The organism is Streptomyces sp. NPDC048352 (assembly GCF_040651895.1).
Classification (GTDB): domain Bacteria; phylum Actinomycetota; class Actinomycetes; order Streptomycetales; family Streptomycetaceae; genus Streptomyces.
Genome location: NZ_JBEZKZ010000075.1, coordinates 1 through 23947 on the forward strand (window position 1 = coordinate 1; position 23947 = coordinate 23947).

Sequence of the window (23947 nt, forward strand, 5' to 3'; positions counted from 1 at the left end):
GGCGCGGGCCCGCGGGTCTCGCGGTATCCCGGGGCTCCTCAGTGCTCGAGCAGGTGCTTGAGCTTCTCCTCGCTGCGGGGCATCTCCTTGCGGACCAGGGACTTGACCACGAGGGGCACGAGGCCCCTGCCCAGGCCGTGGCCCTCGAAGTCGACGGAGAGCGTGACGCGCGAGCGGGTCCCGTCGTCCAGGGGCTCGATCCGGCCCCGTACGTCCGGCCGGACCGGCCCGTCGACGCCGTGCAGGTGCCAGCTCCGCGGCGGGTCGACCTCGGTGTACTCCACGGTGGCCGGGACCCTGCGCCTGCCGATCCGGCGGGTGACGAGGACCCGCGAGCCGGCATGGACCGGCAGGTCGCCCAGGGGCAGGGCGGACAGGGCGCTGTCCTGCCACTCCGGCAGGTGCCGGGGGTCCGTCACGTAGGCGAAGACGTCCTCGGGCCTGCGGTCGATGTCGATGCTCTTGCTGATCGCGGACATGGCGACCCCCAGCGCCCCCCTGGCCGGCCTTTCCCTCCAAACTACTCCGCGGGCGGAACAGCCGCGCGGCGCTTGCGGGCGGCCATCACGGCGTACACCGGGACGCCCGCGAAGAGGAACAGCACGCCCTGGTAGACGGCCGCGTAGCCCGATCCGGCGACCAGCCACATCGAGAACGCGAAGGCCAGCCCGGCGACGACGGCGTCGCGCACCAGCCGCCCGCGCCGCACCCGCTCCGGCCGGCCCGAGGCCAGGAAGTACAGCTGCGCGGCCGTGGAGAGCAGGTAGGGCACGGTCGCGGTGAAGGTGGTGACCAGGACCAGGACCTCGAAGACCCCTGCCGAGCCCGCGCCGGGGCCGGGAGCCGCGGCGTTGTAGACGGTCAGGCAGGAGGCCAGGACGGCCGTGACGAGGACGCCGACCACCGGGACCCCGCGTTCCTTCCTCTCGAAGGCCTTCGGGAAGAGCCCGTCCTTGGCGGCCGCGTACGGGATCTGCGCGCTGAGCAGGGTCCAGCCGTTGAGGGCGCCGGCCATCGAGACCACGGCCGCCCCGGCGACGAGGGTGCCGCCCCAGGTGCCGCCGAAGACGGCGTTGACGGCGTCCGTGAAGGGGGCCTGGGAGGAGACCAGCTTCTCGTGGGCGACCAGGCCGAAGACGGACAGGGTGCCGAGCAGGTACACGGTGGCCGCGCCGACGGTGCCGAGGACGGTGGCCCGGCCGACGTTGCGGGCGGGGTCGCGGACCTCGCCCGCGCTGACGGCCGCGGACTCGACGCCGAGGTAGCTGAAGAGCAGGATCGCGGCGGACGCGGAGACCGCGCCGACCGGGCTCTGGCCGGTGGCCTGGAACGGGCCGAGGTTCGCGGGGTCGAAGAAGAACAGGCCGCCCACGGCGACGAGCAGCAGGGGGACCAGCTTCAGGACGGTCGCGACCAGCTGGACCGCGCCCACGTACCGGGTGCCGGCCAGGTTGGCGAGGGCGGGCAGCCACTGCACGGCCAGGGCGGCCAGGCACATGGACCACCGGTGCTCGCCGACGGCCGGGAAGAGCACCGCGAGGTAGCCCACCGAGGCCACGGCGAGGGCGGCGTTCGAGACCCAGGCGGTGATCCAGTAGCTGTACGCGGCGAGGAAGCCGGCGAAGTCGCCGAAGGCGGCGCGCACGTACACGTAGGGCCCGCCGGTCTGCGGGTGGCGTTCGGCGAGCCGGCCGAAGACGAGGGCGAGGGCGATCGCGCCGAGGGTCAGGACGGCGAAGGCGAGGAGGCTGATGGTGCCGAAGGGGGCTACGGAGGCGGGGAGCAGGAAGATCCCGCCGCCGATGATGTTCCCCATGACCAGGCAGACGGCGACCGGAAGGCTGAAGCGGCGGGCGTGCCGGTCCCCCTGGCGGGGGGCCTGCGGGGCTGCGGTGGCCTCGGCGGGCGGGGCTGCGGTGCTGGTCATCGGTGGTGCGCCTCGGAATGTCTCACATGGTGGGCAGGTCGACCCATGGTTGACCACCGCGCAGAGCGCGCCAAATCACCGTGTTTCGTCCGGCGCCGGGACCTCTGCGGAAGGAAGGATTCCATCCGTTTCGCCCCTGGGCCGGTGATCCTCCCGCAGGGCGTGGGCGGGGCGGGCGCCACCGGCCGCCGGGGGCTGCCCGGCGGGTTCCGCCGCACGCTGCCCGGCCAGCGGGACCTGCGGGCCGTCCGCCTCGCGGAGCCAGCGGCGCAGCACCGCGTGCACGGCTTCGGCGCCCACCGGCTCCGGTCCCGGCTCCGACAGCACCGTCGGCCACATCAGGAAGGGGCGGGTCTGCTCCCCGCCCAGGCCGCCGTGCGAGCCGATCTGCTCCTCGAAGGCGTGCACGGCGCCGGTCGCCGGGTCGTACGCCGAGTTGACCATGACGTCGGCCACGTGCGGGAAGGAGTCCGCCCGGCGGACCGCCCGCGCCGCGCCCGGGCCGAAGGCGGCCAGCAGCTCCTCCGCCTCCCCCGGCACGTCCAGCCGCGCGACCGCCCCGCCGGGGCCCAGCACCTCCCCGTCGACCAGCAGGAAGCCCACCCCCGGGTGGTTGGCCAGGGTGGGCAGCAGGGCGGGGTGCGCCCGCTCGATCCGCTCCCGGGACGCCCGCCCCGGCAGGTCGGGGAAGGAGATCAGCCCGAGGTTGCCCGAGGCCAGCACCACCGGGTCGGGGCCCGGCCCCGGGCGGGCCTCCTCCCCCTCCTCCTCCACGGGCCGGTGCAGGGCGGCCAGTACCGCCGCGCGGGCCTCGGCGCCGCTGCGGGTGCGGCCGGCCCGGCGGGAGACGGGCAGCCCGCAGCCCGCCCGGACCAGGTCCTCCAGGCCGAGGCCGTACCGGCCGAGGAACGTCTCCCCGGGACTCTGGCCGTGGTCCGACAGCAGCACGAAGCGGTACTCCCGGGGGGCGTGCTCGGCGACCCGGGCGATCAGCGCGAGGCTCCGGTCGAGCCGGGCCAGCACCCGGTCGGTGTCCCGGCCGTGCGGGCCCGAGTGGTGCGCGACCTCGTCGTAGGCGACCAGGTCGGCGTAGACGGCGGCGCGGCCCGCGAGCACGTCCCCGATCACCGCGGCGACCACCACGTCCCGCTCGACCACCGTCGCGAAGGCCCTGATCAGCGGGTACAGACCGCCGCGCCCCACCCGGGGGTGCTCCGCCCGCAGCCGCGACCGCAGCGACTGGCCGATCTCCCGGCACACCTCGGCGACGAAGGACAGTGCGGTGCGCACCGCGTTGGCCGGGTCGGAGAAGTACGCGAAGTACCCCGCCCGGGAGCGGTTGGCGCGGCCCCGCCGGGCCGAGACGGACAGCACCAGCGCCAGCTGGTCGGCGCCCCCGCTGAACAGGTTGCCCCGGCTGGCGCCGTCCAGGGTGAGCAGGCCGCCGTCCCGGGTCCGCTCGACGGCCCGGCGCTGGAGTTCGGCGGCGCTGGTGGGCCGGTTGCAGACCATCACCTCGCCGGTGTCCTTGTCGTACCAGCGGAAGGCCGGGACGTCGAAGTTGGAGCCGTGCAGGATGGCGAGCTGGCTGGCGCCCGTCTGGCTGGACCAGTCCGTGTGCCAGGGCGTCATGCGGTGGCTGCGTTCCAGCCAGGCGGCCGCCGTCGGCATCAGCCCGTCGGCCGCCGCCCGGCGCAGCACCTCGTACCCGACGCCGTCGAGCTGGAGGAAGACCAGCCCGGGGCTGCCGCCCGGGGGCGCCCCGAAGCGGCGGCGGCGCCGGTCGGCGAGCCGGTACAGCCGGCGCCGGTACGCCTCGTCGTCGCGCACCGCGAGCGCGGTGGAGGTGGCCGAGGCCACCGCGGACATCACGGCGGCGACGACCACCGCCGTCTCGGGTGCGGCCGCAGCGCCCCGCCCGTCGGGGATCAGGCTCAGGGCCATCAGCAGCAGCGAGCCGTTGAGGAAGAAGACGAGCAGCCCGAGGACCAGCGCGGGCACCAGCAGCAGGGCCCGGACCAGGACCGGCCACACCAGCGCGCTCAGCAGGCCGAAGGCGCCGGCGCCCCAGGCCGCGGTCAGCCCGGTGCGGGTGACGCTGTCACCGTCGGCGGACTGCAGGCGGAAGTCGGGCAGGATCCCGGCCAGCACGAGCATGGTCAGCGTGGACACCGCCCAGACGAGCACGACCCGTACCAGGGCCCCGCCCGCGGCCCGCCAGCCCCACCGCCGTCGCCACACGCCGCACCCGCCTCGCTCCCCGGTCCGCGCTTCCGGCCCGCGGTCCCCTCCGCCAGCGTCGCACAGGGCGGCGGAAGCGGCCGGTCGGCACGGGTGGCGCACGGGCGTACGGGGCGCGGCGGCCGGGTGCCGGTCAGGTGCCGTCGTAGCCGGCGGTCGGCATGGACAGTCTGCGGTGCACCTCGGCCTTCATGGCGGAGGTGTACGCCGGTTCGTCGAGCCCGGCGGTCTCCAGCCGTACGCCGCGCCGCTCGCACTCGGCGGTGAACTCCTCGACGGAGCGCAGCGCCCGGGCCAGGACGCGATGGTTGGGCGCGACGAACAGGTCGACCTGCCCGGCGTCCACGTCGCGCCACAGCCCGCAGTGGTCGGCCCGCAGCCCGTAGAAGAGCAGGTGCCGGGTGACCACGTAGCCCTGCCCGGCGGCCCAGCGCGCGCACATGGCGTGCTGGCTGCGGGTGTCCACGGCGAAGGGGTCGGCGTCGAGTTCCTCCAGCGGGGCCAGGCTGGCGATCGCGGCCACGCGCAGCGCATCCATGGCGCCCGACCCTACTCCGATCCGGGCCCGGGGAGGAGGGGGCCGTCGGGTTCCGGTCCGACCCGGACGCGGGGTTACGCCCCGGCGGGCGGGGGGAAGGGGTGCGGGATGGAGGTCGAGATCACCTGGTGGGGCCATGCCACGTGCACGGTGCGGGACTCGGGGGTGCGGGTGCTGACCGATCCGCTGTTCGCCCGGCGGCTGGCGCATCTGCGGCGGCGGCGCGGGGCGGTGCCCCCGCCGGAGGCGGCGGAGGCGGAGGTCGTGCTGGTCTCGCACCTGCATGCGGATCACCTGCACCTGCCGTCGCTGGCCGTGCTGGCGCCCGGCACCCGGCTGGTGGTGCCGCGCGGCGCGCGCAGGGCGGTGCCGGGGCTGGCGCGGCTCGCGCGGGCGCGGGGGCTGGCGGTGACGGAGGTGGTCCCCGGCGAGGAGGTGCGCGTCCGGGAGGGCGTACGGGTCCGGGCGGTGAGCGCGCGGCACGACGGGCGGCGGCTGCCGTTCGGGCCGCAGCGGGCACCGGCGCTGGGGTACGTGGTCGAGGGCGCGGCGCGGACGTACTTCGCCGGGGACACCGGGCTGTTCGACGCGATGGCCGAGGAGGTCGGTCCGGTGGACGTGGCGCTGCTGCCGGTCGGGGGCTGGGGGCCGTACCTGGGGCCGGGGCACCTGGACGCGGAGCGTGCGGCGCGGGCCCTGGCGGAGCTGGCGCCGGCGGCGGCGGTGCCGGTGCACTACGGGACGTACTGGCCGATCGGCATGGACGCGGTGCGGCCGCACGAGTTCCACGCGCCGGGCGGGGAGTTCGCCCGGCGGGCGGGGCTGCTCGTGCCGAAGGTGACGGTACGGGTCCCCGCGCACGGGGAGCGGGTGCGGCTGCCGTGACGCCGTGGCGGGAGGCGGTGGAGGTGGTGGTGGGCCGGGTGCCGCCGGAGACCACCCAGCAGGCGGTCGGCTACCCGGCGTTGTTCGTGCTGGTGGCGCTGGGGGCGCTGGTGCCGGTGATCCCGACGGGGGCGCTGGTGAGTTCGGCGGCGGTGGTGGCCTTCCACCACCGGTCCTTGCCGTTCGGGGTGGTGCTGGTGATCGGGGTGGCCGCGCTGGCCGCGTTCGCCGGGGACGTCGCGCTGTACTGGCTGGGCTCGCGCGGGGTGCGTTCGCGGGGCGGCTCGCGCTGGCTGGAGTCCCTGCGGGGGCGGGCCGCGCCGGAGCGGCTGGAGCGGGCGCGGGTGCGGCTGGAGGAGCACGGGGTGCTGGTGCTGGTGCTCTCCCGGCTGGTCCCGGCGGGCCGGATCCCGGTGATGCTGGCCTGCCTGCTGGGCGGGCTGCCGCTGCGCCGGTTCGCCCGGGGGGACGGCCCGGCCTGCCTGGCCTGGGCGGTGACGTACGGGCTGATCGGGATCCTGGGCGGCTCGCTCTTCTCCGAGCCGTGGAAGGGCGTGGTGCTGGCGGTGGGCCTGGCGCTGATGATCAGCGCGGCACCCGGGGTGTGGCGCCGGGTGCGGCCGGGCAGGGTCCGGCCGTGAACTCCGCTTCCTGGGACACCGTCCGCGCGCTCGCCGCCCACTTCGACGCGTCCGCCGCCGAGCGCGGGGTGCGCCCTCCGCAGAGCCATGTCATCCAAGTGCTGAAGATCGGCGAGGAGTTCGGCGAGGCGGCCCAGGCGGTGATCGGCGCCACGGGCAGCAACCCCCGCAAGGGCCGGTCGCACAGCTGGGACGACGTGCACGACGAGGTGTGCGACGTCATCATCACCGGCATGGTGGCGCTCGCCCGGATGCGGCCGGACGCGGCGGACTACTTCGCGCGGCAACTGGCCGTGAAGTCCGCCCGCTTCCTGCCGGAGCAGGGCCCCTGAACCTGCCCCGTCGCGGCAACTGCTGTTGCCGTTTCCGGGACGGTGCGGTGGAATGCCCGCATGGATGCCCGCCTGGACGATGCCGACGACGCCCGCGTGGACGTCTGCCCGGACGAACCGGCGCCGCACCGCGCCGTGCTCGACGAGGTCGGCCCCCGGCTCCGGCGGCTGCGGGACCGGCGCGGCCTGACCCTGGCCGCGCTCTCCGAGGAGACCGGGATCTCCAAGAGCACCCTGTCCCGGCTGGAGTCGGGGCGGCGGCGGCCGAGCCTGGAACTGCTGCTGCCGCTCGCCCGCGCCTACCGGGTGGCCCTGGACGACCTGGTCGGAGCGCCGCCGGTGGGTGATCCGCGTGTGCGGATGACGCCCCGCGCGATGCCGCACGGCGGGACGTCGGTGGCGCTGACGCAGGGCCTCGGCCCGCTCCAGGCGTACAAGATGGTCATCCCGGACCGGGGCGCCGAGCCGGACCTGCGCACGCACGAGGGCTACGAGTGGCTGTACGTGCTGACCGGCCGGCTGCGGCTCGTGCTGGCCGAGCACGATCTGGTGCTGGGCCCCGGCGAGGCCGCCGAGTGGGACACCCGGACCCCGCACTGGTTCGGCAGCGCGGACGGACGGCCCGTGGAGATCCTCAGCCTCTTCGGGAAGCAGGGCGAGCGCATGCACGTGGTCGCCAGGCCGAGGGCCCGCCGGCCCGGGGAGCCCTAGGGAGTGCCGTCGAAGCAGCCCACGCCAGGAGGGACTGCGGCGGCACGGTCTAGGGCTCCTCGGGGCCGAGGGTGCGGGAGGCGCCGATGGGCAGGTCCCAGAGGTCCTCGCGGGGCAGGCCGGCGCGCGCCCAGGCGGCGCGGGCGCGGTGCAGGGGCTCCATGACCGGCTCCGCGGACAGGACGAAGGTGGCCCAGTGCATCGGGGCCATCCTGCGCGCCCCGAGGTCCAGGCAGGCCTGCACCGCCTCCTCCGGGTCGGCGTGCACGTCGCGCAGCCACCAGCGCGGGGCGTAGGCGCCGATCGGCAGGAGCGCGAGGTCGATGCCGGGGTGGCGGCGGCCTATCTCGCCGAACCAGTGGCCGTAGCCGGTGTCCCCCGCGAAGTAGACCTTCCGGTCCTGGGCCGTGTCGGTGAGCACCCAGCCGCCCCACAGGGTGCGGCAGGTGTCCAGCAGGGAGCGCTTGGACCAGTGGTGCGCCGGCACGAACTCGAAGCGCACGCCGTCCAGTTCGGCGTACTCCCACCAGTCGAGCTCGGTCACCCGGGTGAAGCCCCGGCGGCGGCACCAGCGGGCGAGCCCGGCCGGGACGAAGAGGGCGGTGTCGCGCGGGAGCCGCTTGAGGGTGGGGGCGTCGAGGTGGTCGTAGTGGTTGTGGCTGAGCACCACCGCGTCCACGGGCGGCAGTTCCTCCCACCGCACCCCGACGGGGGTCACCCGGGCCGGCGTGCCGAGGATCCGCCGTGACCAGACGGGGTCCGTGAGCACCGTCAGGCCGCCGGTGCGCAGCACCCAGCTGGCGTGTCCGGCCCAGGTGACGGACACGGCGCCGGGGGGCGCGGGCGGCAGCGGCGCGGGCTCGTACGGCAGGTCGGGGATGCCGCTCAGCCCTTCCGGGCCGGGCCGGAAGGCGCCCTCGCGGGCCAGCCGGGCGAAGGCGCGGACACCGGGCAGCGGGGTGGTCAGCCGGTCCGCGAACGTCCGCGGCCACAGCCGGTGTTCGCCGAGCGGTCGGGCGGCGGCGGGGGCGGCGGGCGGGGGCCCGGGGGGTGGGCCGGACGGGGAGCCGGCGGGTGCGCCGGGGGCCTGCGGGGGCCGGGCCGGGTGGCCCGGCAGCGCGGGGGCGGCGCCCCCGGGGCCGGTGGCCGGCGGGGCGGTCGTCACGGGGGCGTCCGGCTGGTCCCTCATAGAGAAGTCTCCGTTCGGCGGCGGCCGGCTGGACCGGGCCGCGGGGGTCAGTCGGCCAGCCCGGCGAGCACCGACCCGAGCCGGTCGAGCGCGCCCCGGACCTGTGGCAGCGTCAGCGGGTCCCGGGCGCCCAGCGCGGCGAGCCGCTCCTGCGGGCTGGCCCCCAGCAGCGGGCCGGTCGACAACCGCACGCGCAGCGCGCCCAGTTCGTCGGCGAACCGCTGCCCGCCGGGTGTCTGCGTGCCCAGGCGGGCACCGAGCCAGTCCTCCAGTTCCATCGCGTCCGCGACCCCGTGCCGCGCCAGGCCCGCGCGCAGCGGCGTGAGGTCCGCGTACAGGTGCCGGCCGGCCTGCGGGGGCCGGGCCAGGGCGCCCGCGGCCAGCAGCTCCCGGTGGGCGGCGGCCGCGACCGCGCCGTGCAGGGCGGCGGCCGCGTAGGCGCGTCCGGCGACGGCGTCGGATTCGTCGAGGGCGTGCGCGGCGGCCACCGCGAGGGGGCCGGCGACGAGCGCGCCGGTGGCGGTGAGGACGTCGAGGGTACGGGCGCGCAGCCAGGTGCCGCCGGGGGTGCCGGGGAAGCGGACCACGGCGGCGGGCCAGCCGCCGGGCAGCAGCGCCCCGGAGAGGTCGACGAGGACGGCAGCCCGGTCGGGGAGCATCTCGGCGGGGCTGAGCACCAGTGTGTCGTGCGGCCGGTGGACGGTGTCGCGCCAGCTCTCGTCGCTGACCACGAACAGCCCGGCGGCCTCGGCGGCCTCGCAGGCCTCGCGCAGCATCTCGGGCGGCGGCACCGTCGCCGTCGGGTCGTCGGCCACCGAGAGCAGCAGCACGCGCGGGTCGCCGCCTTCGGCGCGGACCCTCCGTACGGTCTCCAGCAGCGCGTACGGATCGGGTACGCCGCCGCACTCCGCCGGGGTGGGCACGTGGTAGGCCCGCCGTCCCAGCAGCCGGACCTGCGGCGTCCACCAGGCGGGACACGGCCGGGGCAGCAGCACGTCGCCGCCGTACGCGCCGAGCAGCGCCAGCAGCAGGGCGGGCGCGCCGGGCCCGGCGGCCACGTTCTCGGGGGTGGTGGGGAGCCCGCGCCGGGCCCAGTACCGGCAGGCGGCCTCGCGGACCGCCTCACCGCCGCCGGGGGGCTCGGGGGCGGCGCGGTCCGCCGCGGCGGCGAGTACGGAGGCCAGCTCCCGCACGACCGGCAGGCCGGGCTCGGGGGCGGGGGGACCGTACCGGACCGGGCCGCGCCCCTCCGGCGCCGGGCGGTGCCACGCTCCGGCCAGCCCTTGCGTCATGCCCTCGGCCATCCCCGACACGTGCCCGCCTTCCGCTGTCGCCACCGATCGACCTGCCCTTTATACGATTATTTACACCGGTACGCCCGTTAACCCCTCAGCGTTAACCCCTCAGCCCTTCCGGCCGAGCAGGGCCAGCAGCCGCGTCTGCGCGTCCGCGCCGGCCGGCACCTCCAGCGGCTCCGCGTACATGCCGCTCGCGGCGAGGCTGTCGGCGTACGGCATGACCTCCTTGAGGGAGAACTCGACGAGGTCGTCGGGGAGCCGGTCCTCGGCGCCGATGCCCCGCGAGAGGTCCCAGGCGTGCACGACGCAGTCCGCCGTCAGCTCCGAGCAGTACGCCGACCCGCGCGTCGGCCCGTAGGAGAGCGCGACCGTCCGCTCCAGCGCGCCGGGCGCGGCGAAGGCGGCGTGCCCGGCGGCCGCGGCGCGGTCCCAGGCGTCCGCCGGGTCCTCGCCGAGCAGGTCGCCGGAGAGCTCGTCGCCGACCTCCGCCACCGTGCGCCCCTCGGTGAGCAGCGGCGGGACCCAGAGCTGCTCGCCGGTGACGTGGTTGACCAGGTCCCGCACGGTCCACTCGGTACAGGGGGTGGGCTCGTCCCACTGGGCGGGCCCGACGGCCCGCACCCGCTCGCCGAAGAGCCGCAGCGCCGCGGCGTGCCATTCCAGCAGCGTCTGCGGCATGGCTCCCACCGTCCTTCACCTCGGGTGCGCCGCCCCTGGGGCCCACTGTCCTCGCCCCTGCTCTGCCCTGCCACCGACCCGCTCAATCCCCTTGCGCCCCAAGCGGCTTGTCCACATGTCAAAACGCATATCTCAAAGTACGAGCAGATCCCCTACGGTGATCATCACGCCTTCGACGATTCCGACGACGAGGAGTCCGCCATGAACCGCACCCCCGACGCCCGCGAGACGGCCGTCTACACCCACGGCCATCACGAGTCCGTGCTGCGCTCGCACCGCTGGCGCACCGCCGCCAACTCGGCCGCCTATCTGATCGGCGAACTGCGTCCCGGCATGCACGTGCTGGACGTGGGCTGCGGCCCGGGCACCATCACGGCGGACCTGGCGGAGCTGGTCGCCCCGGGCGGCCGCGTCACGGCGGTCGACGCGGCGCCGGACGTCCTGGCCCAGGCGAGCGCGTACGCGGCGGAGCGCGGGCTGTCCGGTGCCGTCGACTTCGCCGAGGCGGACGTCCACGCGCTGGAGTTCCCCGACGACTCCTTCGACGTGGTCCACGCCCACCAGGTGCTGCAGCACGTCGGCGACCCGGTGCGGGCGCTGCGGGAGATGCGCCGGGTGTGCCGGCCCGGCGGGATCGTGGCGGTACGCGACGCCGACTACGCGGCGATGACCTGGTATCCGCGGACGCCGGGCCTGGAGGAATGGCAGAGCCTGTACCGGCGGGTGGCCCGGGCCAACGGCGGTGAGCCCGACGCCGGGCGCAGGCTGCTGTCGTGGGCGCGGGAGGCGGGGTTCACGCAGGTGGAGGCCTCGGCGACGGCGTGGTGCTACGCGACGGCGGAGGAGGTCGCCTGGTGGTCGTCCCTGTGGGCGGACCGTACCACCGCCTCCTCCTACGCCTCCGTCGCGACGGGCGGCGGCCACGCCACCCCGGAGGGACTGGCGGACATCGCCGCCGCCTGGCACGCCTGGGGCGCCGCCCCCGACGCGTGGTTCTCGGTCCTGAACGGCGAACTGCTGTGCCGCTTGTAGGTCGCGCCGCCGCAGTCCTCCCGGCCGGTGGGGCCGCTACGACGACACTCCCCCGGCCGCGGGACCGTCACGGCTGCGGGGGGCGCATGCGGAAGTCGTACTCCGGGGGCAGCGGGCGGTCCGTGAGGGCGGCCCACACCTCGGACAGGGTCTCCTCGCCCTCCCGCAGGTCGGCGATCTCGAAGCCGTCCTCGAAGACGCGCCGGGCCGCGCCGACGTGCCCCTCCGCCGCCAGCAGCCGGGCGGCCAGCAGCCGGAAGCGGCCCTGCTCGCGCAGCGAGGGCCGCAGCCGGTCCCACACGGCCCGCGCAGCCGCGAGGCGCCCGGCCGCGAGCAGGGCGGTCATGGCCTCCCGCCCCAGCGCGGACTCGGCGGCCGTCCAGGCTTCGCCGCCCCGGCTCTCGTCCGCCAGGCCCTCGAAGGCCGCCGCGTAGCGGTCGGCGGCCCGCTCCCGGTTCCCGGCGAGGGCGTCGGCCGCCGCCAGGCAGCGCAGCAGCGGCCAGCGCGACGGCGCCTGCGCCAGCCCGCGCTCCCAGCTGCGTACGGCCTGGGCCACGTCACCGGCGTGCCACTGGGCCACGCCCAGGTGGTACTCGGTCAGCGGGTCCGCCGGGGCGGTCTCCAGCATGTCCCGCCAGTGCGCGGCGACCAGGCTCGGGCCGGGCGGGGCGGCCGCGTCCGGGGCGGGGAACACGCCGGTGCGCCACAGCGCCAGCCAGGGCTCCTGCGCCTCCTCCAGGGTGGACTCCGGGAACGGGGTGCCCGGCAGGGCCAGGCCCCCGCACAGCACCTCCAGCGCGCCCCAGCCCGAGCCGTCCGCCAGCCGCTCCGCCGGTTCGGTGTCGGCGTGCCCGCGCCACGCCTTGTACGCCGCGTCCAGGGTCCCGGCCGGCAGCACGGCGTCCAGCGCCGCCGAGGCGGCCCCGCGCGCCGCCGCCCAGTCGGCGCCGTGCACCGCCGAGGGTTCCGCCGACAGCGGCCCGTACGCCTCCAGCCAGCTGAACTCCGCCCCGGCGTCCAGCCGTACGTGCTCCAGCTGGGTCCGGGCCAGCCCGGCCTGGATCTCGGCGTAGCCGCCGGTGCCCGGCTCGGTCAGCCACTCCTGCCAGCGCCGGCCGCCCGGGCCCGCACCCCACACGAACAGCTTGCGGCCGCGCAGCCGCCCCGTGGAGGCCTGCACCAGGCCGTGCCCGTCGGCGTCGAGGGCGGCGATCCAGGGGCGGTCCGCGTCCTCCTCGCGGACCTCGTAGAAGAAGTCGGCGGGGTAGGCGCTGCCCAGCGGGTACGTGCGGTCCGCGTCCTGCCAGTGCGGTACGGGGATGCGGCGCAGCGAGCGTTCGTACCCGAAGTGCCAGGCCTCGTCGGCGGGGGCGAGGACGCGGGTCCCGGCGTCCTCGGGGACGGCGGTGTTGGACCACCAGTAGACCGGTGCGGGCCGCTCGTGCGGGTTGCGGACGCGGACGCCGGCGTACAGGAAGTCCGAGTCCGCGGGCAGCCAGAGGTCCACCTGGAAGGGCAGGTCGCGCAGCCGCTCCCACTCCCACAGCCGCACCATCACGCCCCCGTCGGGCGCCGGCACGAGCGCCGCGTGCAGCGGGGCGCAGGACAGGGCGGTGTGCCCGGTGGCGCCGATGTTCCACTCGATGCCGCCGGAGAACCAGGCCCCGTTGAGTGCGAAGTCCGCGGGCTGGAACACCGGGTTGCGGTAGAGGAGTTCGCGCCCGCTGGGCAGGTGCACGAGGGAGTGGATCCGGCCGCCGAGCCCCGGCAGCACGGTCGCGCGCAGCCGGCCGTTCTCGATGACGACCGCCTCGAACTCCCGCTCGGTGCGCCGCCGTCCGTATCCGTCGCGGATCCGGACCGGCAGCAGGGAGCGCAGCGGTTCGTAGCCGATCTGGCGGGCCATGTCGCGCGGCAGTCCCCCGCGCGAGCGCTCGTCCAGCTCGTGCACCCCGTCGGGGGCGCGCAGGGCGGGCAGCGGGTTGTCAGGGCCCAAGGGGGCGGCGGGAAGGGTGAGCCGGGCACGTCGGACGGTGGTGGCCATGGGGAAATGGAACACGCCGGCGGCCCGGGTGCACAGGGGTTCCGCACATCACCACCGGTCAGGATTACGCAAAGGCGCCTCCCTTCACGCGCCGGGGGCCGTCCGGGCCCAGCGCTCGTGGTCCCTCCAGGCGCCGTCGACGTAGAGGAACTCCGGCGAGAGGCCCTCCAGGCGGAAGCCGCGGCCCCGGACCAGGGCGATCGAGGCGGCGTTGGCCGGCTGGATGTTCGCCTCCAGGCGGTGCAGGCCGAGCCCCGCCCCCGGCTCGGCGAAGGCGTGTGCCAGGAGCAGGTCGAAGCCCTCGCCGAACAGGCCGCGCCCCGCCGCGTGCGCGAAGGCCCCGTAGCCCAGCGCCCCGCACTGGAAGGCGCCGCGGACGATGTTGTTGACGTTGACGAAGCCGGCGATGGCCCCCGTGGCGAGTTCGCAGACGAGGAAGCCGGCCCGCCCGTCCTCCTCCGTCAGCCGGGCGGCGTACGGCTCGTACTCCTCCACGGTGGTGGGCGGGAACAGCCACGGCCGGTGCAGGGCGCGGCTCTCGCGTGCGCGGGCGGTGAACTCCGGTCCGTCCGCGGGCCGGAAGGGGCGCAGGCCGACCCGTCGGCCCGCTCTGACGTACCGCGGCGGGGTGGAATATGGCATCGCCCCAGCTTAGGCACTGTGACAGCATCCCGGTGTGATCATCACCCCGAGTACCCCCGGGCTGCTGCGCGCGGCCGCCCGCAACAACGCGGAGTGGTGCGCCGCCGTCTCCCGCAGCGGCCGCTTCCGCGGCGCCCTCTGGTGCAGCCCGCGGCGGACCCCGCCGCTGTATCCCGACGCCGTCACCCTGGTGCCGCAGGCCTCGGTCGCCGAGGTGCTCGCCGGGGTCGACACCTCCTCCCCCGGCTGTTCGGTGAAGGACAGCTTCGCCGCGCTCGAACTGGCCCCGGCCGGCTTCGAGGTCCTGTTCGAGGCGCAGTGGATCCACCGCCCGGCGGACGCCGCCGCCCCCGCCGGATCCGAGGACGGCCGCCTGGAGTGGGGTGAGGCCGAGAGCCCCGCGGAGCTGGCGGCCTGGGAGGCGGCCTGGGACGGCGAGGAGAGCACCGGTCTGTTCCACCCGGGACTGCTGCGGGAGGGCGTCGTCTTCCTGGCGGGCCGTGACGCGGGCCGGATCACGGCCGGGGCGGTCGTGAGCACCGGCGGCGGCGCGGTGGGCGTGTCGAACGTGTTCGCCCACGACGACGCGGACGCCGGCGCCGCCTGGGCGGCGGCCCTCGGAGCGGCCGCCGCGTACTGGCCGGACCTGCCGGTCGTGGGATACGAGCACGGGCCGGCCCTCGATACGGCCGTCCGGGCGGGGTTCGCCCCGATCGGCCCGCTGCGGGTCTGGCTGCACACCGCATAGCTCAGGGGCCGACGTATTCGTACACGCCCCCGTGGGGGTGTCGCAGCACCGCGCGCCGGCCGTTGGGGGTGGGCTGCGCCGGCATCACCACGGTGGCACCGGCCGCAGTCGCTTCCTCGACGGCAGCAGCCAGATCCCCGACCGCCAGAGTGGCACTCACCCCGGCGACCCTCTGCACTGCCTCGTCCGGACCGCAGAACAGGAGGAAGGGCCCGACACTCGCCAGATGCACACCGGCGAATGCGAAGCGGTCGGCCGTCCGGCCCGTCAGCCGCTCGTAGAAGGGGACGGCCGCGTCCAGGTCGTCAACGCGCTGTCGAGCGATCACCGAGTCGATCTTCATGGGCATGCGGAGCACCTCGTCAGGGTCGGGTCGGGTCGGGTCGGGTCGGGTCGGGTCGGGTCGGGTCGGGTCGGGTCGGGTCGGGTCGGGTCCATGTTCGACGTCGTCAGGCTCATCGCCAACTCCGTTTCGGCCCCGGCGTGGCCGGCGGAGGACCGCGCCGGCCACGCCGGGTCCACGAACGGTCAGCCGTCGCCACGGCCCGCCCGGCCCCGCTCGCGAAGCGAGATGCGGTTGCCGTCCGGGTCCACCGCCTCGATGCGGACCCCGAAGGGGTAGTCCTCGGGCTCGGGTCCGTCGAAGGTCACACCGCGGTCGCGGAACACCTGGAAATCCGCCCGCAGGTCGTCCGACTCAAGGAAGACCGGACCGGGCGTGGTGCCCGGCTGGACCTCGCTCTGCTGCCCCGTAGCCGCGGCGCGCGGCCAGAGGATGATCTCGAGCCGGCTGCCGGGGACGCCCACGGTGAGGAAGCGTCCGTCAGGGCCCGGGTAATCGATGCGCTTCTCCAGGCCGAGCTGCTCCGTGTAGAAGCGCAGCGCGCGGTCCTGATCGGTGACATGGAGCGTTGCGTACATGACGTTGGTCAGCATCGTGTCGTCCTTCCGTCTGTCGGTCTGCGTTGCTGCAGAAAAGGGTCAGGGCCTGCGCATTCGGCGCCGGAGCGTCAACCGTCGGGTTACCTGCGCCCGTCCTGGCCCGTCATCACGCATGACGGAGCGGAACCGAGGAAGGTAACACCATGTCCGACAACGGCAGCGCGGCCGCGGTCGCCGAGGCCTTCGAGTCCCAGCGCGACCGACTGCGCGCGATCGCCCACCGCATGCTCGGATCCCATGCCGACGCCGAGGACGTGGTCCAGGAGGCGTGGCTGCGGCTCTCCCGCCGGGATCCGGCGGCCATCGACAACCTCGCCGGCTGGCTGACCACGGTGGTCGGCCGGATCAGCCTCGACGTCCTGCGCGCGCGCCAGGCCCGTCCCGAGGCGTCCTATGACGATCGTCTGCAGGAGATCGTGGTGACGCTCGACGACAGTCCGGCGCCGGAGGAGGACGTGGTGCTCGCCGACTCGGTCGGGCTCGCGCTCCTCGTCGTACTGGAATCGCTCCGGCCGGGCGAGCGGCTGGCGTTCGTGCTGCACGACCTGTTCGCCGTGCCGTTCGACGAGATCGGCAGGATCCTCGGCAAGTCCACCGCGGCCGCCAAGATGCTGGCCAGCCGTGCCCGCAGGAAGGTGCAGGCGACCGAGCGGCCGACAAGCGTCGAACGGGGGAAGCGGGAAGTGGTCCGGGCCTTCCTGGCGGCGGCCCGTGACGGCGACTTCGAGGGGCTGCTGCGGGTGCTCGACCCCGAGGTGAGACTCACCGTCGACACGCCCGCCGGCAGGGTCGTCGTCCTCGGCGCCACCAAGGTCGCCGCCGGCGCGCGGACGGCCGCCGGCGCGGCCACGCGGGGGCGAGCGGCGCTCGTGGGCGGCCTGCCCGGCGTCGTTTCCTGGAGCGGGGACGGCTCCCCGCTCTCGGTCCTCGCGTTCACCGTCGTCGACGGCCGGATCTCCGACATCACGGCCGTGACCGACCCGGCCAAGCTGGCGCTGATGGACCTGCCGGACCCGGCGTGAGCCAACCGGTACGCAGCTCCAGGCGCGGGACGTCGCTCCGTTCGAGGCCGAACACCTGCACGTACAGCGACAGTTCCGCCTCCAGCGCGCGCACCATCGTCTCCGCCCGCCGGAAGCCGTGGCCCTCGCCCTCGAAGGTGACGTACGCGTGCGGAACCGCCGGCTCGCGGCCGCGCAGGGCGGCGAGCAGCCGTTCCGCCTGCGCGGGCGGGCAGACGGGGTCGTCCAGGCCCTGGAGCAGCACGAAGGGAGCGTCGATCCGGTCGGCGCGGGCCACCGGGGAGCGTTCGCGGCAGCGCAGCGCCAGGACGGCCGGCGGTCCGGCCAGCCCGTCGGTGTAGTGCGACTCCAGGTCGTGGGTCTCGGCGGCGAAGCCGCGCAGGTCGAGCACCGGGTAGATGACCGCGGCGCAGGCGTACAGGTCGGTGGCGGCCAGGGAGGCGGCCGCCGTCCAGCCGCCCGCGCTGCCGCCGCGGATCGCGAGCCGGGCCGGGTCGGCGGTGCCTTCGGCGGCCAGCGCCCGGGCCACGGCCGCGCAGTCCTCGACGTCCACCACGCCCCACTGCTCGCGCAGCCGCTCGCGGTAGGCGCGGCCGTAGCCGGTGGAGCCGCCGTAGTTCACCTCGACGATGCCGATGCCGCGGGAGGTGAAGTACGCGATGTGCAGGTCCAGTACGGGCGGCACGTGGTCGGTGGGGCCGCCGTGCGCCCGGACCACGTACGGGGGCAGCTCGTCGGCGGGCGCCCGCAGGGCGGGGTGGTGCGGCGGGTAGACGTGGGCGTGGATCTCGCGGCCGCCGGGCCCCGGGAAGGTGCGGCTCTGCGGCTCCGGGTAGTACGCCGGGTCCACCGGGTCGGCGGCGCGGGCGCCGACCACCCGGGCGCGGCCCGTCGAGGTGTCCAGCTCGACGACCTCGTAGGCGCTGCGCGGGCTGGCGGCGACCCCGTAGACGCGGGTGCCGCTGACGGCCAGGGCCGGCTGCCAGTCCGTCCAGGGCCCTGCCGCGTCCACCAGGTCGCCGGTGTCGGGGTCGAGGACGCCGAGCACCGAGGAGCCCTGCCCGTGCAGCACGGCCACCGGGCCGTCCGGCAGCGGGGCCAGCCAGCGCAGCCCCGGCTTCCACAGCGGGCCGCCGAACTCCTCCTCGCGCGGGCACAGGTTGACCGCCTCCCCGCCGGCCGGGTCGACCCGGTACGGGTTCCACCAGCCGCTGCGGTCGCTCACCGCGAGCAGGGTCCCGTCGGCCGCCCACGCCGCCTGGGCCACCGCCTCGTCCGGCCCGCCGAGCACGGTGCGGGGCTCGCCGAGCCCGCCGTCCGCGGTCACCTCGGCCACCTCCAGCTCGGTGCCGTCCCACGGCATCCGGGGGTGGTCCCACACCAGCCAGGCCGCGCTGCGCCCGTCGGGGGAGGGTTTCGGCCCGGTGCGGAAGCGGTGCCGGTCGCCGGTCAGCTCCCGCACCGCGGCCCGGTCCGCGGCGGCGGAGCCGTCCAGCGGGACGGCGGCCGCCACCCGCCGCACGTCGGTGGGTGCGGGGCCGGTGAACTCCTCCAGTACGCACCAGACGACGCCGTCGCGCAGCACCGGGTCGGCCCAGCGCAGGCCGCCGCCGACCGCGGAGAGCGGGGTGAGCGGGCGGGGCGGGGGGCTGCCGGGCGCGTCGGGTTCGTACGCGTACAGCCGCTGGTCGGCGTGATGGACGAAGACCACCACCGGGCCCCGGCCGGGCCGTTCGGCGCCCGCCCAGGGCAGGCCCCCGTACTCGGTGAGGCGGCTGCGCACGTTCCACGGGGCGGGCAGCACCGAGCGGGCGGCGCGGCCGTCGGCGGGCCGGCGCACCAGGGTGCGGCGGCCGCCTTCGCCGGGCCGGGGCTCGGTCCACCAGACCTCGGCGCCGACGGTGCCCAGGTACTCGGGCCGGCCGTCGTGGGCGGCGGCGATCTCCGCGCCGATCGGGGAGGGCCAGCTGCCGTAGGGGCCGCCGCCGGCGGCCGCCGCCGTCACCGGGCTCCCATCACAGGGCCCGCAGTGCGCGGTCGAGGACGCGGACCCCGAAGTGCAGGGCGTCGACCGGGACCCGCTCGTCCACGCCGTGGAAGAGGGCCCAGTAGTCGAAGCGCGGCGGCAGCTTGAGCGGGGAGAAGCCGTAGCCGGTGATGCCCAGCCGGGAGAACTGCTTGGCGTCGGTGCCGCCCGCCATGCAGAAGGGGACCACGTGGCCGTCGGGGTCGAAGTGTTCGACGGACTCGCGCAGGATCCCGTACGTCCGCCCGTCCAGGGGGGCCTGGAGGGCGACCTCCCGGTGCTCGAACTCCCAGTGCACGTCGGGGCCGGTGAGCGCGTCGAGGGTGGCGGTGAACTCGGCCTCGCCGCCGGGCACCGTCCGTCCGTCCACGTAGGCGGTGGCGTGGCCCGGGATGACGTTGAGCTTGTAACCGGCGCTGAGCATGGTCGGGTTGGAGCTGTTGCGGATCGTCGCCTCGACGAGGGCCGCGGCCGGGCCGAGCTTGCCGAGGAGTTCGTCGAGGTCGGTGCCCGGGGCGCGCGGGTCGACGGCGAGGCCCTGGAGGGCGGCGAGTTCGGTGATGCAGGCGGCGACGGTGTCGGTGAGGCGGACCGGCCATTCGTACGCGCCGATGCGGGCGACGGCGGCGGCGAGCCGGCTGACGGCGTTGGCCCGGTTGGGTTTGGAGCCGTGTCCGGCGGTGCCGTGCGCGGTCAGCTTGAGCCAGGCGGTGCCGCGTTCGCCGGTCGCGATGGGGTAGAGGGCCTGGCCGGGCCGGGGGTGCACGGTGAAGGCCCCGGACTCGCTCAGGCCCTCCGTACAGCCCTCGAAGAGGTGCGGGTGCTCGTCGGCGAGGAAGCCGGACCCGTCGACCGCGCTGTCCTCCTCGTCGGCGGTGTAGGCGATGACGATGTCCCGGCGCGGCCGCACGCCGGAGCGCGCCCAGGCGCGTACGACGGCCAGCACCATCGCGTCCATGTTCTTCATGTCGACGGCGCCGCGGCCCCAGACCACGCCGTCCCGGACCTCTCCGGAGAAGGGGTGCACGCTCCAGTCGGCGGCCTCGGCGGGGACGACGTCCAGGTGGCCGTGGACGAGGAGGGCGGGCGCGGAGGCGTCGGTGCCCTCGATCCGGGCCACCACGTTGGTGCGGCCCGGGGTGCGCTCCAGCAGGACGGGCTCCAGCCCGGCTCCCGCGAGGCGCTCGGCAACGTACTCGGCGGCGGGCCGCTCGCGGCAGTCGCCGCCGCCGCGGTTGCTGGTGTCGATCCGGATCAGGCCGGAGGTGAACTCCACGGCCTCGTCGAAGGCCGGCGCGTCGAGGGCCTCGGGACCGGGGCCGCCGGTGCGCGGTGCCGCTGCTTCGTGGGCGGCCCCGCGGGGGGCGCCTTCCACCCGGTGCATGTCAGCCATACTGCTCCTCCACGGCCGCCGAGACGACCGTCGTGACCGCTTTGAAGGTCCGGATCCCCTCGTACATGGTCCCGCTGGTGTACGCGATCCTGCGCTCCCCCGAGCGCTCGACGCCCGGGACGACCGTCGCGGCCATCGCGAGGTGTTCGGCGTCGAACTCGACGTCCACCGTGAAGGGGCCGCCGCGCACCGGCTCGTGCCGCACCGCGAGCTTGACCGCCTCGGCGGCGGCGGCGCGGATGTCGGCGGCGGTACGGGCGGGGGTGCGGCAGACGGCCGCGTAGCGCGAGACGTGGTCCTTGACCGCGACGGTACGGGCGTCGGGTGCGTACCCGGCGGCGTCGGCGCAGGTCAGGTCGTCTCCGGTGACCAGGATGACGGGGACGCCGTACTCGGCGGCGACGTGGGCGTTGAGGACTCCCTCGCTGGCGCGCAGGCCGTTCAGCCAGACGCCGGTGATGGAGTTGGCGAGGTAGGTGTGGGCGAGGACCCCTTCGGCGCCGGCGCCCGTGTGGTAGCCGACGAAGGCGACGCCGTCGACGTCGCCGTGCTGGACGCCCTCGACCATGGAGAGGGACTTGTGGCGCCCGGTGATCATCTCGGCGCGGGCGTCGAGCTCCTCCAGGAGCAGGTTGCGCATGGTCCAGTGGGCCTCGTTGATGAGGACCTGATCGGCGCCGCCGTCGTGGAAGCCGAGTACGGCGGCGTTCACGTCGGAGGTGAACAGGGACCGGCAGCGCTCCCATTGGGGGGTTCCGGGCAGCACGTCTGCGGGCCAGGTGACGCCCGTGGCGCCTTCCATGTCGGCGGAGACGAGGATCTTCATCGGGCCCCCGGTGGGTCGGGTCGCGGAGCCCCACCCTAGCCCCCCGGTGCGCCCGCGGGCCGGGGCCACGCCCGGGCGGGCCGGGCGGCCGGGCGCGGGCGGCTCACGGCGGCCGGGAATCCACCCGAACCGGTGAGCCGCCCCCGGGCGTTGCCGCGCCGGCGCTCAACGGCCCCCGTCAGGACGCGACTTCCCGGGCCAGGTTGTCGAGCACGGTGTCGTAGATGCGGCCGAGGCCCTTGGGGGCGAAGGTGCGCTCGAAGAAGCCGCCGATGCCGCCCGCGCCGTTCCACACGGTGCTGACGACGGCCCGGGAGCGGCCTTCGCCGGCCGGGGTGACGGTCCAGGTGGTGACCATGGAGGAGTTGCGGTCCTTCTCCACGAGCTGGCCGTCCGTGGGCTCGGTGACCTCCAGCAGGCAGTCCCGTACGCGCTTGCTGGTGGCCTGGAGCTTCCAGTGGACCAGGGTGCCCTCGCCGTCGCCGCCCTCGCGCACCTCGTACTCGCTGAAGTGCTCGGGGAGCAGCTTGCTCCGGGTGCCGGTGTAGTCCGCCAGCGCGTCGAACACGGTGTCCGCGTCGGCCTCGATGATGCGCTCCGTGGTGGCCTCGACCTGCGCCATACCTGTTCCTCCAGCAGTTGGGATCGTGCGTCGCGGCAAGCCAACCACCTCCGGGGCGGCCGCCCAAATCCGGGGCCGGCCGCCGTGCGGGCCCCTGCCGGGGAGGGCGCCGCGCGCAGGGCGCCGACGGCTCCGGCGGCGGTGCCCGGCCGGGGGCCGCCGTCCGGGCGACGGCGCGGTCCGGGGGGCACCGTGACACCCCGGGTACTCCATCTGCGGCCCGGGGCGCGCACCGGGTGCACCGGCCCGCCCGCCTGGTGTCGGCCGCGGCCGGCCGGGCGGTACGCACGGACGTGCGCGGGCGGAGCTCGGGCGCCCGCCGGTGACCGGCGCCGCACCGGCGGCCAAGTCCGGGCGCCCGCGCCCCGGTTCGGCGCGAGACGCGCGCCGCCGCCGCCCGGCGCGGTCCCCCGCCGCACCGGCGCGGCGGCCCGGGCGGGGGCCGCCGGACCGGATCGGCCGACGCCGGTGCGGGGCCGTTCCGCGGGCTCCCGTGACCCGGACGCCGCCCGAGGGGTCATCACATCGGGCCAATGGGCAGCCCAATCCCGCTTTCCCGTCCCGGTTTCCGGGACGATTCCGCCCAGAACCCTCGGCTGGGAGGCCCCATGCTCCACCCCTCGAAGCTGCGCCCCGCGAAGAAGCGCGCCGCCGTCCTGCTGGCGATGTCCACCATCGCCGCCGCCCTCGCGACCCCCGTCACCGCCGCGCCGGCCGGTCCGGCCGGGGCGCCCGCCCCGGCCGCCGCCGCGCTGGCCTGGACCGGCTGCGCGACCCCCCGCTACCCCACCCTGCAGTGCGCCTCCCTCAAGGTCCCGCTGGACCACGAGAAGCCCGCCGGGCGGCAGATCTCCCTGGCCCTGACCCGCGTCCCGCACACCGCCGCCACCTCCCAGGGGCCGCTGCTGGTCAACCCCGGCGGCCCGGGCGGCAGCGGCCGCGCGCTGGCGGGGTTCGTCGCCTCCGCCCTGCCCAAGGACGTGGCCGCCCAGTACGACGTGATCGGCTTCGACCCCCGGGGCGTGGGCAAGAGCGAGCCCGCCCTGGACTGCGGGGCCGGCCACTTCAAGCCGGTGCGGCCGGACTCCGTACCGCGGGACGCGGCGACGGAGCGGGCCAACCTGGTGCGGGTGCGCAACTTCGCCGTGTCCTGCCGGGACAAGCACGCGGACGTGCTCCCCTACGTCGGCACCGTCTCGGCGGCCCGCGACCTGGAGGTGCTGCGCACCGCCCTGGGCGCGGAGCGGCTCAGCTACTTCGGCTACTCCTACGGCACCTACCTGGGCGCGGTGTACGCCAAACTCCACCCGGAGCGGGTGCACCGGCTGGTACTGGACTCGGTGGTCGACCCGGGCGGCGTCTGGTACGTGGACAACCTCGCGCAGGACCAGGCCTTCGACGCCCGCCACAAGGCGTTCCTGGCGTGGGTGGCCGCGTACGACGCCACCTACCACCTGGGCACCGACCCGGCACGGGTCGAGGCGCGCTGGTACGAGATGCGGAGCGCGCTGCGCAAGACCCCGGCGGGCGGGAAGGTGGGTCCGTCCGAGCTGGAGGACACCTACATGCCGGGCGCCTACTACAACGGCTACTGGCCGGCCCTGGCGGAGGCCTTCGCGGCGTACGCGGGGAAGAAGGACGCCAAGCCCCTGGTGGCGGCGTACGAGCGGCTGGGCGCGGTGGACCCCGCGGCGAGCAACAGCTACAGCGTGTACACGGCGGTGCAGTGCCGGGACTCGGCGTGGCCGCGGGACTGGACCCGCTGGCGGGCGGACATGTGGCGCACGCACGCCAAGGCGCCCTTCATGACCTGGAACAACGCCTGGTACAACGCCCCGTGCGCGTTCTGGCCCGCGCTGCCGCTCCAGGCTCCGGACGTGGCGAACACCAAGCTGCCCAAGGCGCTGCTGTTCCAGGCGACGGAGGACGCCGCGACCCCGTACGAGGGCGCGGTGAGCATGCGGGACAAGCTGGCGGGCTCGGCCCTGGTGGTGGAGGAGGGCGGCGGCAACCACGGCATCGCCCTGAGCGGGAACAAGTGCCTGGACGAGAAGCTCTCGGCGTACCTGAGGACGGGCCAGGCGGCGGACGCGAGCTGCCCGGCGCCGGCGGCGCCGAAGCCGACCACGGCGACCCGCGCGGTGCCGCCCTCGGCGGGCGGCGCCGCCCTGCACGGCCTGCTGGGCTTCCGGGGCTGACGCCGGTCGGGC

The 23947-nt window shown here is 75.9% G+C and carries 23 protein-coding genes; 8 read left to right on the plus strand and 15 right to left on the minus strand.

The genetic code is table 11. The features are described from left to right. Positions 1 to 38: 38 nt before the first annotated feature. The 4 genes from AB0D45_RS28440 to AB0D45_RS28455 all read right to left on the minus strand — a co-directional run bounded on the left by AB0D45_RS28440 (position 39) and on the right by AB0D45_RS28455 (position 4706). Positions 39 to 479: an SRPBCC family protein gene (locus AB0D45_RS28440; protein ID WP_361609825.1), complete on the minus strand. Its 441-nt coding sequence runs from the start codon at positions 477 to 479 to the stop codon at positions 39 to 41. A gap of 41 nt (positions 480 to 520) precedes the next feature. Then, positions 521 to 1927 carry an amino acid permease gene (locus tag AB0D45_RS28445; RefSeq protein WP_362464186.1) on the minus strand — a complete coding sequence of 469 codons (1407 nt, stop codon included), beginning with the start codon at positions 1925 to 1927 and terminating at the stop codon, positions 521 to 523. Positions 1928 to 2002: 75 nt separating this feature from the next. Next, positions 2003 to 4168: a phage holin family protein gene (locus tag AB0D45_RS28450; protein ID WP_362464188.1), complete on the minus strand. Its 2166-nt coding sequence runs from the start codon at positions 4166 to 4168 to the stop codon at positions 2003 to 2005. 133 nt (positions 4169 to 4301) lie between these two features. Further along, positions 4302 to 4706 (minus strand): hypothetical protein, encoded by a 405-nt coding sequence (locus tag AB0D45_RS28455; RefSeq protein WP_361609819.1) that lies wholly within the window; start codon positions 4704 to 4706, stop codon positions 4302 to 4304. Positions 4707 to 4814: 108 nt separating this feature from the next. On the opposite strand from AB0D45_RS28455, the gene AB0D45_RS28460 reads away from it, so the two are divergent. The 4 genes from AB0D45_RS28460 to AB0D45_RS28475 are packed head-to-tail and all read left to right on the plus strand — an operon-like array spanning position 4815 to position 7275. After that, positions 4815 to 5591 carry an MBL fold metallo-hydrolase gene (locus AB0D45_RS28460; protein WP_362464191.1) on the plus strand — a complete coding sequence of 259 codons (777 nt, stop codon included), beginning with the start codon at positions 4815 to 4817 and terminating at the stop codon, positions 5589 to 5591. A gap of 17 nt (positions 5592 to 5608) precedes the next feature. Next, positions 5609 to 6232: a VTT domain-containing protein gene (locus AB0D45_RS28465; RefSeq protein WP_362464246.1), complete on the plus strand. Its 624-nt coding sequence runs from the start codon at positions 5609 to 5611 to the stop codon at positions 6230 to 6232. Beyond that, positions 6229 to 6564 carry a MazG-like family protein gene (locus tag AB0D45_RS28470; RefSeq protein WP_362464193.1) on the plus strand — a complete coding sequence of 112 codons (336 nt, stop codon included), beginning with the start codon at positions 6229 to 6231 and terminating at the stop codon, positions 6562 to 6564. Before AB0D45_RS28465 ends, AB0D45_RS28470 begins: the two co-directional genes overlap by 4 nt. Before the next feature lie 60 nt (positions 6565 to 6624). Further along, positions 6625 to 7275 carry an XRE family transcriptional regulator gene (locus AB0D45_RS28475; RefSeq protein WP_361609813.1) on the plus strand — a complete coding sequence of 217 codons (651 nt, stop codon included), beginning with the start codon at positions 6625 to 6627 and terminating at the stop codon, positions 7273 to 7275. 49 nt (positions 7276 to 7324) lie between these two features. On the opposite strand, the gene AB0D45_RS28480 is transcribed toward AB0D45_RS28475, so the two are convergent. The 3 genes from AB0D45_RS28480 to AB0D45_RS28490 form a co-directional block, all read right to left on the minus strand. Further along, entirely contained in the window at positions 7325 to 8464 is a 1140-nt protein-coding gene (locus AB0D45_RS28480; protein WP_362464196.1) for an MBL fold metallo-hydrolase, read from the minus strand. A 47-nt stretch (positions 8465 to 8511) separates the two neighbouring features. Next, positions 8512 to 9756, minus strand: a complete 1245-nt coding sequence (locus AB0D45_RS28485) for an aminotransferase class I/II-fold pyridoxal phosphate-dependent enzyme (protein ID WP_362464249.1) — start codon at positions 9754 to 9756, stop codon at positions 8512 to 8514. A 111-nt stretch (positions 9757 to 9867) separates the two neighbouring features. After that, positions 9868 to 10440 (minus strand): TIGR03086 family metal-binding protein, encoded by a 573-nt coding sequence (locus AB0D45_RS28490; RefSeq protein ID WP_362464198.1) that lies wholly within the window; start codon positions 10438 to 10440, stop codon positions 9868 to 9870. Positions 10441 to 10641: 201 nt separating this feature from the next. Here AB0D45_RS28490 and AB0D45_RS28495 point away from each other — a divergent pair, with 201 nt between their 5' ends. Then, the gene (locus AB0D45_RS28495; RefSeq protein WP_362464201.1) at positions 10642 to 11472 is read left to right on the plus strand and encodes a methyltransferase domain-containing protein; all 831 of its coding nucleotides are present in this window, start codon (positions 10642 to 10644) and stop codon (positions 11470 to 11472) included. Positions 11473 to 11539: 67 nt separating this feature from the next. Here the strand turns inward: AB0D45_RS28495 and AB0D45_RS28500 are convergent, their stop codons facing one another. Both AB0D45_RS28500 and AB0D45_RS28505 read right to left on the minus strand, forming a co-directional pair. Continuing rightward, a complete protein-coding gene (locus AB0D45_RS28500) occupies positions 11540 to 13516 on the minus strand; it encodes a DUF5107 domain-containing protein (RefSeq protein WP_362464203.1) in 1977 nt (658 codons plus the stop codon). 84 nt (positions 13517 to 13600) lie between these two features. After that, the gene (locus AB0D45_RS28505) at positions 13601 to 14158 is read right to left on the minus strand and encodes a GNAT family protein (protein ID WP_362464206.1); all 558 of its coding nucleotides are present in this window, start codon (positions 14156 to 14158) and stop codon (positions 13601 to 13603) included. Positions 14159 to 14192: 34 nt separating this feature from the next. Between AB0D45_RS28505 and AB0D45_RS28510 the strand changes: the two genes are divergently transcribed. After that, positions 14193 to 14906: a hypothetical protein gene (locus AB0D45_RS28510; RefSeq protein WP_362464209.1), complete on the plus strand. Its 714-nt coding sequence runs from the start codon at positions 14193 to 14195 to the stop codon at positions 14904 to 14906. A gap of 1 nt (position 14907) precedes the next feature. Here AB0D45_RS28510 and AB0D45_RS28515 read toward each other — a convergent pair whose 3' ends face one another. Together AB0D45_RS28515 and AB0D45_RS28520 are read right to left on the minus strand one after the other, a co-directional pair. Next, positions 14908 to 15255 carry a VOC family protein gene (locus AB0D45_RS28515; protein ID WP_362464212.1) on the minus strand — a complete coding sequence of 116 codons (348 nt, stop codon included), beginning with the start codon at positions 15253 to 15255 and terminating at the stop codon, positions 14908 to 14910. Between the two features lie 179 nt (positions 15256 to 15434). Continuing rightward, a complete protein-coding gene (locus AB0D45_RS28520; RefSeq protein WP_362464215.1) occupies positions 15435 to 15842 on the minus strand; it encodes a VOC family protein in 408 nt (135 codons plus the stop codon). Between the two features lie 149 nt (positions 15843 to 15991). Between AB0D45_RS28520 and AB0D45_RS28525 the strand changes: the two genes are divergently transcribed. Continuing rightward, the gene (locus tag AB0D45_RS28525; protein ID WP_362464218.1) at positions 15992 to 16870 is read left to right on the plus strand and encodes a sigma-70 family RNA polymerase sigma factor; all 879 of its coding nucleotides are present in this window, start codon (positions 15992 to 15994) and stop codon (positions 16868 to 16870) included. Here AB0D45_RS28525 and AB0D45_RS28530 read toward each other — a convergent pair. The 4 genes from AB0D45_RS28530 to AB0D45_RS28545 all read right to left on the minus strand — a co-directional run bounded on the left by AB0D45_RS28530 (position 16812) and on the right by AB0D45_RS28545 (position 21737). After that, on the minus strand, positions 16812 to 18875 hold the full coding sequence (locus AB0D45_RS28530; protein ID WP_362464221.1) for a prolyl oligopeptidase family serine peptidase: 2064 nt from the start codon (positions 18873 to 18875) through the stop codon (positions 16812 to 16814). The genes AB0D45_RS28525 and AB0D45_RS28530 overlap by 59 nt on opposite strands. Positions 18876 to 18885: 10 nt before the next feature. Then, entirely contained in the window at positions 18886 to 20280 is a 1395-nt protein-coding gene (locus AB0D45_RS28535; RefSeq protein ID WP_362464252.1) for a M20/M25/M40 family metallo-hydrolase, read from the minus strand. Position 20281: 1 nt separating this feature from the next. Further along, a complete protein-coding gene (locus AB0D45_RS28540) occupies positions 20282 to 21115 on the minus strand; it encodes a M55 family metallopeptidase (protein ID WP_361608578.1) in 834 nt (277 codons plus the stop codon). Between the two features lie 178 nt (positions 21116 to 21293). Then, positions 21294 to 21737, minus strand: a complete 444-nt coding sequence (locus AB0D45_RS28545) for an SRPBCC family protein (RefSeq protein ID WP_362464224.1) — start codon at positions 21735 to 21737, stop codon at positions 21294 to 21296. A 608-nt stretch (positions 21738 to 22345) separates the two neighbouring features. Here AB0D45_RS28545 and AB0D45_RS28550 point away from each other — a divergent pair. Further along, positions 22346 to 23935 carry an alpha/beta hydrolase gene (locus tag AB0D45_RS28550; RefSeq protein WP_362464227.1) on the plus strand — a complete coding sequence of 530 codons (1590 nt, stop codon included), beginning with the start codon at positions 22346 to 22348 and terminating at the stop codon, positions 23933 to 23935. The last annotated feature ends 12 nt before the right edge of the window (positions 23936 to 23947 follow it).

What these genes read in the sequence shown, in the direction of transcription:
- AB0D45_RS28440 (WP_361609825.1), bottom strand. Translation starts at nt 479, where the DNA reads ATGTCCGCGATCAGCAAGAGCATCGACATCGACCGCAGGCCCGAGGAC.
- AB0D45_RS28445 (WP_362464186.1), bottom strand. Translation starts at nt 1,927, where the DNA reads ATGACCAGCACCGCAGCCCCGCCCGCCGAGGCCACCGCAGCCCCGCAG.
- AB0D45_RS28455 (WP_361609819.1), bottom strand. Translation starts at nt 4,706, where the DNA reads ATGGATGCGCTGCGCGTGGCCGCGATCGCCAGCCTGGCCCCGCTGGAG.
- AB0D45_RS28460 (WP_362464191.1), top strand. Translation starts at nt 4,815, where the DNA reads ATGGAGGTCGAGATCACCTGGTGGGGCCATGCCACGTGCACGGTGCGG.
- AB0D45_RS28475 (WP_361609813.1), top strand. Translation starts at nt 6,625, where the DNA reads ATGGATGCCCGCCTGGACGATGCCGACGACGCCCGCGTGGACGTCTGC.
- AB0D45_RS28480 (WP_362464196.1), bottom strand. Translation starts at nt 8,464, where the DNA reads ATGAGGGACCAGCCGGACGCCCCCGTGACGACCGCCCCGCCGGCCACC.
- AB0D45_RS28485 (WP_362464249.1), bottom strand. Translation starts at nt 9,756, where the DNA reads ATGACGCAAGGGCTGGCCGGAGCGTGGCACCGCCCGGCGCCGGAGGGG.
- AB0D45_RS28490 (WP_362464198.1), bottom strand. Translation starts at nt 10,440, where the DNA reads ATGCCGCAGACGCTGCTGGAATGGCACGCCGCGGCGCTGCGGCTCTTC.
- AB0D45_RS28495 (WP_362464201.1), top strand. Translation starts at nt 10,642, where the DNA reads ATGAACCGCACCCCCGACGCCCGCGAGACGGCCGTCTACACCCACGGC.
- AB0D45_RS28500 (WP_362464203.1), bottom strand. Translation starts at nt 13,516, where the DNA reads ATGGCCACCACCGTCCGACGTGCCCGGCTCACCCTTCCCGCCGCCCCC.
- AB0D45_RS28505 (WP_362464206.1), bottom strand. Translation starts at nt 14,158, where the DNA reads ATGCCATATTCCACCCCGCCGCGGTACGTCAGAGCGGGCCGACGGGTC.
- AB0D45_RS28515 (WP_362464212.1), bottom strand. Translation starts at nt 15,255, where the DNA reads ATGCCCATGAAGATCGACTCGGTGATCGCTCGACAGCGCGTTGACGAC.
- AB0D45_RS28520 (WP_362464215.1), bottom strand. Translation starts at nt 15,842, where the DNA reads ATGCTGACCAACGTCATGTACGCAACGCTCCATGTCACCGATCAGGAC.
- AB0D45_RS28525 (WP_362464218.1), top strand. Translation starts at nt 15,992, where the DNA reads ATGTCCGACAACGGCAGCGCGGCCGCGGTCGCCGAGGCCTTCGAGTCC.
- AB0D45_RS28535 (WP_362464252.1), bottom strand. Translation starts at nt 20,280, where the DNA reads ATGCACCGGGTGGAAGGCGCCCCCCGCGGGGCCGCCCACGAAGCAGCG.
- AB0D45_RS28540 (WP_361608578.1), bottom strand. Translation starts at nt 21,115, where the DNA reads ATGAAGATCCTCGTCTCCGCCGACATGGAAGGCGCCACGGGCGTCACC.
- AB0D45_RS28545 (WP_362464224.1), bottom strand. Translation starts at nt 21,737, where the DNA reads ATGGCGCAGGTCGAGGCCACCACGGAGCGCATCATCGAGGCCGACGCG.
- AB0D45_RS28550 (WP_362464227.1), top strand. Translation starts at nt 22,346, where the DNA reads ATGCTCCACCCCTCGAAGCTGCGCCCCGCGAAGAAGCGCGCCGCCGTC.